We start from the raw sequence: 14141 nt of genomic DNA on the forward strand, positions 1-14141 counted from the left end.
GAAAAGATGACCTTTCGCTTGACTCTGGAGTTGACTCCAGAGTGTAGCATTCGGGATGCGGGCAGTGGCCCGCATTGATCCCGGAGGCTCTATGCACGCCCATTCTCATTCATGCCGTTGTGGAAAATCCCACAGCAAAACCCAGCCGCTGTGCGCCATTCGCAGCGTTTCACCCACGACGCTGAAAATCTCAGCCGCCCTTCCCGCCACACCAGAAAGTGGTTGCGGTTGCTGCGACAACGAGAGCGGCAGTCCCGGTGGCGAAAGCGACGCCGAAAGCGACAGGCCCACGCTCAGCGCCCATCAATTCCGCTGGCAGATTGCTGGAATGGACTGCCCCAGCTGCGCGCGAAAAATTGAAAGTGCCGTGCAACAGCTGGCAGAAGTACGCACTGCTCGCGTGATTTTTGCCAGTGAAAAACTGCTAGTGGATGCCGACCAGGATATCCGCCCGGCCATCGAACAAGCGGTAAAAAATGTCGGCTTTACCCTGACCGCAAACGATCCGCAATCTCAGCCCGCACCGCAACGCCGCTGGCAGGAAAATGCCGGTTTGCTGTTACTGGCGCTGCTGATGCTTGCCAGTTGGCTGCTGAGCCAGGTTTCTTCGGTATGGGGCGATCGCCTGTTTGTGATGACCACGCTGATCGGCCTGGCTCCGATTGCATTCAGCGCGTGGAAACTGCTGCGAGGCGGTTCACCCTTCAGTATCGAAACCCTGATGACCCTTGCTGCCACTGGTGCGTTGGTGATTGGCGCACATGCCGAAGCCGCCATGGTGCTGCTGCTGTTCCAGCTGGGCGAACGGCTGGAGTCATTTGCAGCTTCTCGCGCACGTCGCGGTGTGACGGCGTTAATGGCACTGCGCCCCGATACCGCTACGCGTTTGACAGGCACGCAGCGCGAGCAGGTGGCGCTGGCTGACTTGCACCCTGGCGATACGATTGAAGTCGCGGCTGGCGGTCGTTTGCCGGCCGATGGCGAGCTGCTGAACCAGAGCGCCAGTTTTGATGAAAGTGCGCTGACAGGCGAATCCGTGCCGGTTGCCCGTCAGCCAGGCGAAACGGTGATGGCTGGCGCCACCAGCGTCGATCGTCTGGTCACGCTGAAAGTGATCTCCCAACCTGGCCAGAGCGCGATTGACCGCATCCTGCAGCTTATCGAAGAAGCTGAAAGCCACCGTGCGCCGGTTGAGCGTTTTATTGATCGCTTCAGCCGCATTTATACGCCTGCCATTATGCTGCTGGCGCTGTTAGTGATGGTGCTGCCGCCGCTGTTAGTTGGGGCCGCGTGGTTGCCGTGGATTTATAAGGGCCTGACGCTGCTGTTGATTGGCTGCCCTTGTGCGCTGGTGATTTCAACTCCCGCAGCGATCACCTCTGGCTTGGCAGCGGCAGCGCGTCAGGGCGCCCTGATCAAAGGCGGAGCCGCGCTGGAACGTCTTAGCCGTATCCAGAGCATCGCATTCGATAAAACCGGCACCCTCACCCTAGGTAAACCGCAGGTGACCGAGGTCGATTCCTTCAGTGCGATGGATGAACACGAGATGTTGCGGATGGCAGCTGCCGTGGAGCAAGGTTCCAGCCATCCATTGGCGATCGCCATCGTGCGCGAGGCAGAAAAGCGCCAGCTCAAGCTACCGCGCGCCCGGCAGCAGCAAACGCTGGCTGGCAGCGGTATCCGTGCGCAGATTGATGACGTGACGTTTCAGCTGCTGGCACCGCGCGATATCTCCACGCTCACCGTCGACCAGCAACAGGCGATCGCGCAACGGGAAGCGCAAGGTAAAACCGTTGTGGTGCTGTTGCAGGATGAGACGGTGCTCGGCACCCTGGCGTTGCAGGATCAGCTACGCGAGGAAGCCGTCACGGCGCTGGCACAGTTGCACGCGCTGGGCATTAATAGCCTGATGCTGACTGGCGATAACCCCCGTGCGGCAGCGGCGATGGCGGCGCAACTCAACATCGATTATCGCGCCGGCTTGTTGCCTGCCGATAAAGTGGAGATGGTGCGCAAACTGGAGCAGCAGCAGCCGCTGGCTATGGTGGGCGATGGTATTAACGACGCTCCGGCGATGAAAGCCGCCACCCTCGGCATTGCCATGGGCAGCGGCACCGATGTCGCGCTGGAAGCCGCCGACGCCGCGCTGACGCAAAACCGCCTGGCGATTCTGCCGCGTACCGTGGCGCTGGCCCGTCGCACGCGTGCCATTATCCGTCAAAACATCGCGATAGCGCTGGGGCTGAAAGGCATTTTCCTGATCACCACACTGCTCGGTTTCACCGGTTTGTGGCTGGCGGTGCTGGCCGATTCAGGTGCGACAGCGCTGGTCACAGCCAACGCGTTGCGATTACTGCGACAGCGTTAAGCCGTGCCTTTCTGAATCAAATACTGGTACGGCAACGTTTCCGTCTGCTGTGCCAGCAACTGATGTTCCATAAAGCGGCAAAAACCGGGAATATCACGCGTGGTGGCCGGATCGTCGGCAATGATCAGTAAGGTTTCGCCCGCCTGCATGGTGCGCACGGTTTTACGCACCATCATCACCGGCTCTGGGCAGCGCAGGCCAAGTGCATCAAGCTTGTGGTCTGGCGCAGAAAAGGGATCGCTCATGATTCTCTGTCTTCATTCAAGATGGGCGCTCATTCTAGCGCGCTAAATGCACAGCGCAAGGCGATAACGATTGCGTTAAAATTAACCATTGCATTAATTGCGCAACGCGCTAAGATCGCCGCCGTTTTTTTACCACATTGCTCAATCCTCGAAATAATTCTCGCTGTAGTAAGGCGGCAAGAGCGTGTATCCCCCAGGAACTTACACAAGTCAGTGACTGAGGTACGCGAACGCAGCCAACGCCGCAACAACGCGAAGTATGAAGAGGATTGTTGGGTTCCCTCACCCCATTACTAAAAAGGTCTTACATGATTGATTTCTCTGCACGTCAGCGCATGCATGCGCTGTTTTGGCTATCGCTATTCCATTTGCTGGTGATCACTTCCAGTAACTATCTGGTACAGCTGCCGGTTTCCATCTTCGGCTTCCACACCACCTGGGGTGCCTTTAGCTTTCCGTTTATCTTCCTTGCTACCGATCTCACCGTGCGCATCTTTGGCGCGCCGTTAGCCCGTCGTATTATTCTGGCGGTGATGATCCCGGCGCTGTTTATCTCTTACGTGGTGTCCTGCGTGTTCTATCAGGGCGAATGGCAAGGATGGGCATCGCTGGAACAGGTGAATCTGTTTGTCGCGCGTATCGCCAGTGCCAGCTTTATGGCCTATGCGCTGGGCCAAATTCTGGATGTCCACGTTTTTAACCGTTTGCGTCGTTTACCGCAGTGGTGGATCGCCCCTGCAGCGGCCATGTTCCTCGGTAATATCAGCGATACGCTGGCCTTCTTTTTCATCGCCTTCTACAAGAGCCCAGACCCGTTCATGGCCGCGCATTGGGTGGAGATCGCAATGGTGGATTACAGCTTCAAAGTGCTGATCTGCATGATTTTCTTCCTGCCCGCTTACGGTGTGTTGCTGAACAGCCTGCTGAAGCGTCTGGCTGAACGCTCTTCTCAACGCCAGGTGAATTTCGGCTAATTGCACATAGACGAAACGCGACAGCACGCTAAGATTTCCTGACAGACCGGCGGTTGCTTTTGACCGCCGATTCCGTTTTGATAGCCGTCATACTTCAAACGGCTGATCTGTTGGCCGCGCGCGGTTTTCCCACTTCCTTACTCACGTAAGCGCCGGGGAGACGCGCTGGCGACCTTTTTGACGCTTGAATTATTTAGGCTAAAAGCCTGAACGACTGGAATCATGTAAAAGGGAAAAGAATGCGTAACTTAGTGAAATATGCAGGTATTGGTTTGTTGGTATTGGGTCTCGCGGCCTGTGACCAGAAGAAAGAGGATGCTGCTGCGGGCAGCAACGGTGCCAGCGCCAGCCAGTCGGCCCAGACTGTCAACCTGATGGACGGCAAGCTGAGCTTCACTCTGCCTGCGGGCATGTCGGATAAGAGCGGCAAGCTCGGTTCTGAATCCACCAATATGCATGTGTACGCCGATGAAACCGGTCAGCGCGCCATTATCGTGATTGCTGGTGACCCAACCAACGAAGCGCTGGATGCCCTGTCACAGCGTCTGGAACAACAACAGCGCGGTCGCGATCCGCAGTTGCAGGTGGTTTCCAATAAAGCGGTGACGCTGAAAGATCAATCTGCTCAGCAGCTGGATACCGTGATTTCGGCCAACAACCAGACGTCATGGTCTTCCGTGATCCTGGCAAAAGTGGATGGCAAACTGCTGACCCTGCAAATTACCCTGCCAGCGGATAACCAGCAGCAGGCGCAGAGCGATGCCGATGCCATTGTGAAGAGCATCACTCTGAAGTAATCCCCTTCATCCTGCGAACTGCAGATGCGTTGGCTGCGTTTAAATGATGTTGGGATCATAGTTATTGTTAACTACGCGCAGGGAAGCGAAGGAGCAGGCTGGGATAGCTCAGGGGCTGGCAATCCACAGCGCTGAACAGAATGAGCCTGCCAGGAGAGCCCGCAGGACGCGGGCGAAAGGCTGGGCGGCACACGATGTGCCATCCCCGCCGGTCCGCCAGGCTGACGAATGAAGTGAAGGAACCGCGTCAGCGGCGCGAGGACGCCAGCCGCAAACCCATACCAGACTGCGTTAGCCCCCGCCCTTTAGACTGCTTGCTTTACAACCTCACCGGCGAAATATGCCAGATCTCATCCGCGTATTCCTGAATCGTTCTGTCCGCTGAGAAGTAGCCCATATTGGCGATATTCAATGCCGCACGGCGCTGCCACTCATCTGGCTGGCGATAGAGCTTATCCACCTTATCCTGCGCATCGACATAGCTGCGATAATCGGCCAGCAGCTGGTAGTGATCGCCGAAATTCACCAACGCATCAAACAGATTGCGATAGCGACCTGGCTCACCTGGACTGAATGCGCCGCTGGCAATTTGCGTCAGCGCCAGGTGCAGCTCGGCATCTTCCTCATAATATTTACGCGGGTTGTAGCCATCCTTGCGCAGCTGCTCGACCTGCGGCGTGGTGTTGCCGAAGATAAAGATATTCTCCTCACCAACATGCTCGCGCATCTCGACGTTCGCACCATCCAGCGTACCGATGGTCAACGCGCCGTTGAGGGCAAATTTCATGTTACTGGTACCCGATGCCTCGGTTCCCGCGGTAGAAATTTGCTCAGAGAGATCCGCCGCCGGAATAATGATCTGCGCCAGGCTTACGCTGTAGTTGGGAATAAACACCACCTTCAGCTTGTTCCTCACCTGGGGATCGTTGTTGATCACATTGGCCACATCGTTGATCAAATGAATGATGTGCTTCGCCACGTAATAGGCGGATGCCGCTTTACCGGCAAAGATATTCACGCGTGGCACCCAATCCGCAGTAGGATCAGCTTTGATGCGGTTGTAGCGCGTGATGACATGTAACACATTGAGCAACTGACGTTTGTATTCGTGAATGCGTTTGATCTGCACATCGAACAGCGCATGCGGATCCAGCACGATATCCATATTCTTCGCCACCCAATCCGCCAGACGCTTTTTGTTGGCGAACTTGGCATCGGCAATCTGCTCGATGAAGGCCGGATAATCAATGTGCGGCGTCAGTTCACTCAACTGACTGAGATCGGTACGCCAGGTGCGACCAATAGTCTCGTCCAATACATCGGACAGCGCCGGGTTGGCCAGCGCCAGCCAGCGACGTGGCGTCACGCCATTGGTTTTATTACAGAAACGCCCAGGGAACAAGCGCGCGAAATCAGCAAACAGCGACTGCACCATCAGATTGGAATGCAGCTCTGAAACGCCATTCACCTTGTGGCTGACCACCACCGCCAGCCACGCCATGCGCACCTTACGGCCGTTGTTTTCGTCGATGATCGAGATGCGCGACATCAAATCCCAATCGTCCGGATAATATTCCTGGATGGTTTTCAGGAAGTAATCATTGATTTCAAACACGATGCTGAGATGGCGCGGCAGAATCTTGCCGAACATGTCCACCGGCCAGGTTTCCAGCGCTTCACTCATCAACGTGTGGTTGGTGTACGAGAACACCTGGCAAGTGACCTCAAAAGCGTCATCCCAGCTGAACTTGTGCTCGTCGATCAACAAGCGCATCAATTCAGGGATGGCTAAAACCGGGTGGGTGTCATTGAGATGGATAGCAATTTTATCCGCCAGGTTGTCCCAGGTTTCATGCATTTGCCAGTGGCGACTCAAAATATCCTGCACCGTGGCGGAGACGAGGAAATACTCCTGACGTAAACGCAGTTCACGACCAGAATCGGTAGAATCATCCGGATAGAGCACGCGCGATACGTTCTCTGAGTGGTTTTTATCTTCCACCGCCGCAAAGTAATCACCCTGGTTAAACTTGCCGAGGTTGATCTCATTGCTGGCCTGCGCGCTCCACAAGCGAAGCGTGTTGGTGGCATCGGTGTCGAAACCGGGAATGATTTGATCGTAAGCCGCCGCGATAATCTCTTCGGTTTCCAGCCAACGTACGCGCGCGCCTTCATGCTGCAGACGGCCACCAAAGCGGACTTTATAGCGGGTATTGAAGCGCTGGAACTCCCACGGATTGCCGTATTCCAGCCAGTAATCCGGAGATTCACGCTGCTGACCGTCGACAATGTTCTGCTTGAACATGCCGTAGTCATAACGAATGCCATAACCGCGTCCCGGCAAGCCGAGCGTGGCGAGCGAGTCGAGGAAACAGGCCGCTAAACGACCCAGGCCGCCATTGCCAAGCCCCGGATCGTTCTCTTCGTCCATCAGTTCACTGAGATCGAGCCCCATCTCGTCCAGCGCCTGATTGAGATCGTCATAGATGCCCATCGCCAGCAGTGCATTGCCCAGCGTGCGTCCCATCAGGAACTCCATCGACAGGTAGTAAACCTGACGCACATCCTGCGACAGCTGCGCACGGCTGGAGCGCAACCAACGTTCCACCATACGATCGCGCACTGCCAGCAAGGCGGCGTTAAGCCACTCATGCTGATTGGCGATCGACGGGTCTTTACCAATAGTAAACATCAGTTTATAGGCGATTGAGTGCTTCAGTGCGTCAACCGTTAGCGTGGGTGAGGCATAGGTGAAAGGTGCATTCATATCCAGTATCCCAATCTCTGATTACAGCAAACGTTGATAAAGATCGCGGTAGGCTTGTGCGGCCACCTGCCAACTAAAATCCATCCCCATCGCCTGCCGCTGAACGTAGCGCCAGAGAGAAGGACGGGACCAGAGGACAAAAGCACGTCGAATCGCGCGGAGCAGCGACCAGGCGTTACTGTCTTCAAAACTGAAACCGCTTGCGACCCCGTCAGCGAGGTTCTCCAGCGAACTGTCCTGCACGGTATCTGCCAGCCCGCCGGTGCGGCGCACTAACGGCAATGTGCCGTATTTCAAACCGTACAACTGGGTTAAGCCGCACGGCTCAAAGCGGCTCGGCACCATAATCACATCGGCGCCACCGACAATACGGTGCGAGAAAGCTTCGTGATAACCGATCTGCACGCCGACGCTGCCTGGATGTTCCGCCGCCGCAGCGAGGAAACCTTGTTGTAACTCTGCATCGCCCTGGCCCAACAGCACCAACTGGCCGCCTTGCGCCAGTAGCCCCGGTAACGCTTCCAGCACCAGATCCAGCCCTTTCTGTTTGGTCAAACGACTGATGACACAAAATACGGGCACTTTGTCATCCACCTTCAGGCCCATGGCGATCTGCAATTGGCGCTTGTTCTCCGCCTTGCTCTCCAGCGTTTCCCGATCGTAACGCGCCGTCAGCAGCAGGTCGTGCGCCGGGTCCCAAATACCAGGGTCAACGCCATTTAGGATGCCACTTAACCGTCCCTCTTTCAGACGCTGCTCTAGCAGCGCTTCCATGCCATAACCAAATTCTGGCCGGGTGATTTCCAGAGCATACGTAGGGCTAACTGCCGTAATATGATCGGCATAAAATAATCCCGCCTTGAGATACGAAATTTGCCCGAAAAACTCTAACCCGTGCATGTCAAAAAAGGCGCGCGGTAGCTGAATCTCATCAAGGTGACGCGCATTGAATAACCCCTGGTACGCCAGGTTGTGCACGGTAAACACCGTTTTCGCCGGGCGACCTCGTGCCGCAATATAGGCGCAGGTCAGCCCTGCGTGCCAGTCATGCGCGTGCACCACATCGGGTTGCCAGTATGTATCCAACCCGCTGGCCAGCTCGGCGCCCATCCAGCCCAGCAGCGCAAAACGCAGATAGTTATCCACGTAGGCAAACTGCGATGTGTCGTGATAAGGGCTACCGGGACGCTCATACAATCCCGGCGCATCTATTAAATAAATGCCAACACCGTTAAATTGTCCAAATAATAAACGGACCGGCCCAGCAAAAGTATGTAACTCCGCCACGATTTCGGTATCAGGAATCCCTTTTCGCAGATCCGGATACGCGGGAATCAGTACCCGCGCATCCGTTCCACCGGCAATTTGAGCCTGAGGCAATGCGCCGACAACATCAGCCAACCCGCCTGTTTTTAACAGCGGGAAAAGTTCTGAACAGACATGTAAAACCTGCATCCTGGACCCCTATTGTGTTATCGCGCGTTCCCCGCGGCGATTGCCTGTATGTCTTGCTCGTAGCTTTCGTGGTCAGCCAGCCAATTTGGCCAGCATGGCGCGCGTCACCAAAACGATGCCTTCTTCTGAACGGTAAAAACGGCGGCTGTCTTCATCTGGGTTTTCACCAATCACCATGCCTTCCGGAATCACGCAGGCGCGATCGATCACGCAACGGCGCAGACGACAGGAACGATTGATCACCACATCTGGTAACAGCACCGATGAGTCGATATTGCAAAACGAGTTGATACGCACGCGTGGAAACAGCACCGAATTCACCACCACCGAACCGGAGATAATGCAGCCGCCGGAAACCAGTGAATTCATCGTCATGCCGTGGCTGCCCGAGCGATCCTGCACAAATTTGGCGGGCGGCAAGGGTTCCATATGCGTACGGATTGGCCAGTCGTGGTCGTACATATCCAGTTCTGGCGTGACCGAGGCCAGATCGAGATTCGCGCGCCAGTAGGCTTCCAGCGTTCCGACGTCACGCCAGTAAGGCTCGGCGTTTTCATCGTTCTGCACGCACGATAAGGTGAAGGAGTGCGCATACGCCTCACCGCTGGCGACAATTTTCGGCAGCAGATCTTTGCCGAAATCATGGGTCGATTCGGGGATCAGCAAATCCTCTTCCAACAGTTGGTAGAGATAATCCGCGTCGAACACGTAGATGCCCATACTGGCTAGCGCTTTGGAGTCATCACCCGGCATTGAAGGGGGTTTCGGCGGTTTTTCCACAAAATCGATCACGTTGTTGTCCGCATCCACCGCCATCACACCAAACGCCGTGGCTTCGGCGAGCGGCACGGGTAAGCAGGCGATAGTGCACTTCGCGCCGCGTTCAGCGTGATCGAGCAACATCCGCGAGTAATCCATTTTGTAGATATGATCCCCGGCGAGAATCACGATGTATTGCGCGCGATAGCGGCGAATGATGTCGAGGTTCTGCGAAACCGCATCGGCAGTACCGCGATACCAATGCTCGGTGGATGCACGCTGCTGCGCCGGCAGCAAATCAACAAATTCATTCATCTCTTCGTTGAATAACGACCAGCCGCGCTGGATGTGCTGCGTTAATGTATGCGACTGATATTGGGTGATCACGCCAATGCGCCGAATACCCGAATTGATACAATTCGACAGCGCAAAGTCGATGATGCGGAACTTGCCGCCGAAATGAACGGCAGGTTTGGCGCGTTTCGCGGTGAGATCTTTCAGACGCGTACCGCGCCCGCCAGCAAGGATCAAGGCCACCGTTTGTGTAGGGAGCTGGCGCGCCAGCATCAGTGGATCTGTTCTATCTAACTTAACCATGTCTGACTCCTTATGATTGCTTTAGGAACACACACACGCCGTGTGCGGGCCCGTGCCAGACAGTTGTCAGGATGGGGTTATCTTCCCCGGCGAAAGGAGGAATGGCACGCCACTCTCCGTCTGGTAAGGCAAGGTCACTCACCGATTCCGTGGCGTTGATTGTTATTAACCAGCGGCTGGAGAGCAGGATCTGCATTCTGTGCGCCCCCTGTTCCCACTCCTCATTTCCCAGTGGTTTGCCGCTGGCATTGAACCACTGCACATTGCCATCGCCCTCCTGCCACCAGCGGTCTGCCGTCAACGCGGGAATACGCTGACGCAGCCGGATTAACGCGGCAGTGAAGTCGACCAGTCCAAAATCATCCTGATGCCAGTGCAACCAGGTAAGCGGGTTGTCCTGGCAGTAAGCGTTATTGTTACCGTGCTGGCTGTGACCGCGCTCATCCCCGGCCAGCAGCATCGGTGTACCTTGCGCCAGCAGTAGCGTCGTGAGTAAGGCGTGCACGCTACGCCGACGACGTTCGACAATATCGAAATTGACCTGTAGCCCCTCTTTGCCATGGTTATGGCTGAAGTTGCTGCTGCTGCCGTCACGATTGTCCTCGCCGTTGGCCTGATTGTGTTTGTTGTTGAAGCTCACTACGTCACGCAGCGTAAAGCCGTCATGCGCGGTGATCAGATTGATACTGGCGTGCGGTAAGCGCCCTTCACGCTGGAATACGTCACTGGAAGCCGCAAAGCGCCGGGCAAACTCGCCATTATTGAGCTGGCCGTGCAGCCAGTAACGGCGCGCGGCATCGCGGAAATGGTCGTTCCATTCCGCGAATCCTGCGGGAAAATTGCCCACCTGATAGCCGCCGGGGCCGATATCCCACGGTTCAGCAATCAATTTGACCTGTGACAGTACCGGACAGGCTTTAATAGCGGTGAACAACGGCGCATCCTGGCGATAGTCAGGCGTACGGCCTAGCACGCTGGCAAGGTCAAAACGGAAGCCATCGATATGGCAGTCCCGCACCCAATAGCGCAGCGCTTCTAATGCCCATTCCATCACCTGCGGATCGCTGAGATTGAGCGTGTTGCCGCAGCCGGTCCAGTTTTGATAATCGCCCTGCGCGTCGAGCCAGTAATAGCTGGCGTTATCCACGCCGCGCAGTGAAATATTGGGGCCAATCTCTTCCAGTTCGGCGGTGTGGTTGAACACCACATCGAGGATCACTTCGATACCCGCCGCATGCAGCGCTTTGACCGCCTGCTGAAACTCCTGCAAGGGCGTTAAACCCTGCTCGCCAGACGCGTAGCGAGGATCCACCGCCCACAGCGCGAACGGGTTGTAACCCCAGTAATTGCTCAGCCCGAGTCGTAGCAAACGCGGCTCGCTGGCGAAGTGCGCAATCGGCAGCAGCTCCAGCGCGGTAATGCCAAGATGTTGTAAGTACTTCACCATAGCAGGATGGCCCAGTGCCGCATAAGTCCCGCGCAGCCTTTCCGGAATTTCCGGATGTTGCTGAGTTAGGCCGCGCACGTGAGCTTCATAAATCACGGTCTTGCCCCACGGCGTACGCAGCGGCTTATCCGTCTCCCAATCGAAGTCTTCACTGATGACCAAGGATTTTGGCGCGATCGCGGCGTTATCCTGACTGTCTGGCTGCTGATCGCCACTGTTGAAACGCGGATCGTCCGGCACATCCCCCACCACAGCTTTGGCACAGGGATCCACCAGCAGTTTGGCGGGGTTAAAGCGATGCCCTTGTTGAGGCGACCACGGCCCATACACACGATAGCCATAACGCTGGCCGGGCTTTAATGCCGGAAAATAGCCGTGCCAGATATCCCCACTGCGAGCGGGCAGCGGAAAGCGCCGTTCAACGCCGTGAGCATCAAACAGGCATAGCTCCACCTGCTCAGCGTGACGAGAAAACAGCGTAAAGTTAACGCCGCGCCCATCGTAATGAGCGCCCAACGGCGTCGGTTGCCCGGTCTCCAGCATCAGTCTCCCTCCCGCACCAGCCAAATCGTGGCCAGCGGCGGCAAAGTCAGGCTGATCGATTGCGCACGACCGTGGCTCTCAATCGCATCGGTATGCACCACACCATGATTGCGCACATCACTGCCGTGATAATCCTGTTGATCGGTGTTCAACACTTCACGCCAGCCCCCCTGCTGATTAACGCCAAAACGGTAGTGGTGGCGCGTCACCGGCGTGAAGTTACTGGCAACGATGATTTCATTGCCCTCACGGTCACGGCGTGCAAACACAAACACCGAGTTTTCGTGGTCATCAACCACCAGCCATTCAAAGCCCTGCGCATCGAAATCCAGTTGATGTAATGGCGTGAAGTGTTTGTAACTGTGGTTGAGATCGCGCACCAGACGCTGTACGCCGTTGTGCCAGTTATCCTCACCCTCCAGCAGATGCCAGTCGAGGCTCGAATCGTGATTCCACTCGCGGCCTTGAGCAAACTCGTTGCCCATAAACTGCAGCTTTTTGCCCGGGAAGCCCCACATCCAGCCGTAATAAGCACGCAGGTTGGCGAACTTCTGCCACGCATCGCCGGGCATGCGATCGAGTATCGAACGTTTGCCGTGCACCACTTCATCGTGCGACAGCGGCAGCACGAAGTTTTCGGTGTAGTTGTAGAGCATGCCGAAGGTCATCAGATTGTGATGATAACGACGGTGCACTGGATCGAGCTTCATGTAGTCGAGCGTGTCGTGCATCCAGCCGAGGTTCCATTTGAACCAGAAGCCGAGACCGCCATCTTCAGAGGGGCGTGTCACGCCTGGATAATCGGTGGACTCTTCCGCCACGCTGATGGTGCCCGGTGCCGCACGACCTAGCGTGCGATTGGTGTGGCGCAGGAAGGAAATCGCTTCAAGATTTTCACGCCCGCCAAAGTGGTTAGGGATCCACTCGCCCTCTTTGCGGCTGTAATCGCGATAGATCATGGAAGCCACCGCATCCACACGTAAACCGTCAATGCCGAATCGCTCCATCCAGTAAAGTGCATTACCGGAGAGGTAATTACTGACTTCACGGCGACCAAAGTTGTAGATCAGCGTGTTCCAGTCCTGATGGAAGCCTTCTCGCGGATCGCTGTGCTCATACAGTTCGGTGCCGTCGAATTTCGCCAACCCGAAGTCATCACTCGGGAAATGGCCTGGCACCCAGTCGAGCAGCACGTTGATGCCCGCATCATGCGCCGCCGCGATAAAGTGACGAAACTCATCGCGCGTGCCGAAGCGACGCGTCGGCGCATACATGCCAAGAGGCTGATAGCCCCAGCTACCATCAAACGGGTGTTCGTTGATCGGCAACAGCTCAATGTGGGTGAAGCCCATCTCTTTCACATAAGGAATGAGCTGTTCCGCCAGCTCTTTGTAGCTCAGCCAGAAATTGTTGTCGGTGTGGCGGCGCCACGAACCCAAGTGCACTTCGTAAATCGAGATCGGCTGATCAAAGGCATTGGCAGCTTTGCGCTGCGGCTGCATCTCTATTTTTGGCGGCAGGCCACAAATCATCGACGCCGTTTGTGGTCGCATCTGCGCTTCAAAGGCAAAGGGATCGGCCTTGATACGCATCTGTCCTGACGCATCAATGATTTCATATTTGTAGAGCTGGCCGTTCACGGCACCCGGCACAAACAGTTCCCAGACACCCAGTTCACGGCGGAAGCGCATGGGATGGCGGCGACCGTCCCAGAAGTTGAACTCACCGACGACGGAAACCCGGCGTGCATTGGGTGCCCACACCGAGAATCGCGTGCCACTGACACCATCAATGGTCACGCCGTGCGCTCCCAGGGTTTCGTAGGGCCGCAAATGCGTGCCCTCGCCCAGCAGCCAGGCGTCCATTTCCGCCAGCAGCGGGCCGAAGCGATAGGCATCGTCGATCAGGTTTTGCTGGCCGTGCCAGGTGACCGCCAGTTGATAGCGAAACAGGTTTTTACGACGGGGGATCACCCCGCTGAAGAAGCCGCGCGAATCGAGGCATTTAAGCTGCGCGCATTTGCGTCCGGTGTTGGTTTCAATCACCCAGACTTCGGAGGCATCAGGCAGCAGTGCACGCACTTCGAGGCCTTCGACAGTTTGGTGCATCCCCAGAAATGAGAAGGGATCGGCATAATTCCCGGCAAAAAGGGCATTGATCGCATGGCGATCGGGAAGCTCTGACATGAC

At 56.3% G+C, this 14141-nt stretch carries 9 protein-coding genes; 3 read left to right on the top strand and 6 right to left on the bottom strand.

Annotation, left to right across the window (positions count from 1 at the left end; genetic code table 11):
• Nucleotides 1-91 precede the first annotated feature (91 nt).
• Nucleotides 92-2368 (top strand): zinc/cadmium/mercury/lead-transporting ATPase, encoded by a 2277-nt coding sequence (locus LH22_RS00920; RefSeq protein WP_038643700.1) that lies wholly within the window; start codon nucleotides 92-94, stop codon nucleotides 2366-2368.
• Here LH22_RS00920 and tusA read toward each other — a convergent pair.
• Nucleotides 2365-2613 (bottom strand): sulfurtransferase TusA, encoded by a 249-nt coding sequence (gene tusA / locus LH22_RS00925; protein ID WP_034827082.1) that lies wholly within the window; start codon nucleotides 2611-2613, stop codon nucleotides 2365-2367. The two genes, LH22_RS00920 and tusA, sit on opposite strands and share 4 nt — an antisense overlap.
• Before the next feature lie 308 nt (nucleotides 2614-2921).
• Here tusA and LH22_RS00930 point away from each other — a divergent pair, with 308 nt between their 5' ends.
• Both LH22_RS00930 and LH22_RS00935 read left to right on the top strand, forming a co-directional pair.
• Nucleotides 2922-3587, top strand: coding sequence for a 7-cyano-7-deazaguanine/7-aminomethyl-7-deazaguanine transporter (locus tag LH22_RS00930; protein ID WP_038643701.1), 666 nt, complete (start codon nucleotides 2922-2924; stop codon nucleotides 3585-3587).
• A 239-nt stretch (nucleotides 3588-3826) separates the two neighbouring features.
• Nucleotides 3827-4384, top strand: a complete 558-nt coding sequence (locus tag LH22_RS00935) for a DcrB family lipoprotein (RefSeq protein ID WP_038643702.1) — start codon at nucleotides 3827-3829, stop codon at nucleotides 4382-4384.
• 319 nt (nucleotides 4385-4703) lie between these two features.
• Here the strand turns inward: LH22_RS00935 and glgP are convergent, their stop codons facing one another.
• The 5 genes from glgP to glgB form a co-directional block, all read right to left on the bottom strand.
• Entirely contained in the window at nucleotides 4704-7151 is a 2448-nt protein-coding gene (gene glgP, locus LH22_RS00940) for a glycogen phosphorylase (protein ID WP_038643703.1), read from the bottom strand.
• A gap of 21 nt (nucleotides 7152-7172) precedes the next feature.
• Nucleotides 7173-8606 (bottom strand): glycogen synthase GlgA, encoded by a 1434-nt coding sequence (gene glgA / locus LH22_RS00945; RefSeq protein WP_038643704.1) that lies wholly within the window; start codon nucleotides 8604-8606, stop codon nucleotides 7173-7175.
• 72 nt (nucleotides 8607-8678) lie between these two features.
• Entirely contained in the window at nucleotides 8679-9962 is a 1284-nt protein-coding gene (gene glgC, locus LH22_RS00950) for a glucose-1-phosphate adenylyltransferase (protein ID WP_038643705.1), read from the bottom strand.
• A 10-nt stretch (nucleotides 9963-9972) separates the two neighbouring features.
• A complete protein-coding gene (gene glgX / locus LH22_RS00955; RefSeq protein ID WP_038643706.1) occupies nucleotides 9973-11952 on the bottom strand; it encodes a glycogen debranching protein GlgX in 1980 nt (659 codons plus the stop codon).
• Complete coding sequence (gene glgB, locus LH22_RS00960; RefSeq protein WP_038643708.1) at nucleotides 11952-14138, bottom strand: 1,4-alpha-glucan branching enzyme; 2187 nt, start codon at nucleotides 14136-14138, stop codon at nucleotides 11952-11954. The genes glgX and glgB overlap by 1 nt, the downstream gene beginning before the upstream one ends.
• Nucleotides 14139-14141: the final 3 nt, after the last annotated feature.

This window comes from Pantoea rwandensis, from assembly GCF_000759475.1.
Classification (GTDB): Bacteria; Pseudomonadota; Gammaproteobacteria; order Enterobacterales; family Enterobacteriaceae; genus Pantoea; species Pantoea rwandensis_B.

Bases quoted from the DNA above. Each gene is read 5' to 3' on its own strand.
- glgP (WP_038643703.1), bottom strand. From the start codon at position 7,151: ATGAATGCACCTTTCACCTATGCCTCACCCACGCTAACGGTTGACGCA.
- glgC (WP_038643705.1), bottom strand. From the start codon at position 9,962: ATGGTTAAGTTAGATAGAACAGATCCACTGATGCTGGCGCGCCAGCTC.
- tusA (WP_034827082.1), bottom strand. From the start codon at position 2,613: ATGAGCGATCCCTTTTCTGCGCCAGACCACAAGCTTGATGCACTTGGC.
- glgB (WP_038643708.1), bottom strand. From the start codon at position 14,138: ATGTCAGAGCTTCCCGATCGCCATGCGATCAATGCCCTTTTTGCCGGG.
- glgX (WP_038643706.1), bottom strand. From the start codon at position 11,952: ATGCTGGAGACCGGGCAACCGACGCCGTTGGGCGCTCATTACGATGGG.
- glgA (WP_038643704.1), bottom strand. From the start codon at position 8,606: ATGCAGGTTTTACATGTCTGTTCAGAACTTTTCCCGCTGTTAAAAACA.
- LH22_RS00920 (WP_038643700.1), top strand. From the start codon at position 92: ATGCACGCCCATTCTCATTCATGCCGTTGTGGAAAATCCCACAGCAAA.
- LH22_RS00935 (WP_038643702.1), top strand. From the start codon at position 3,827: ATGCGTAACTTAGTGAAATATGCAGGTATTGGTTTGTTGGTATTGGGT.
- LH22_RS00930 (WP_038643701.1), top strand. From the start codon at position 2,922: ATGATTGATTTCTCTGCACGTCAGCGCATGCATGCGCTGTTTTGGCTA.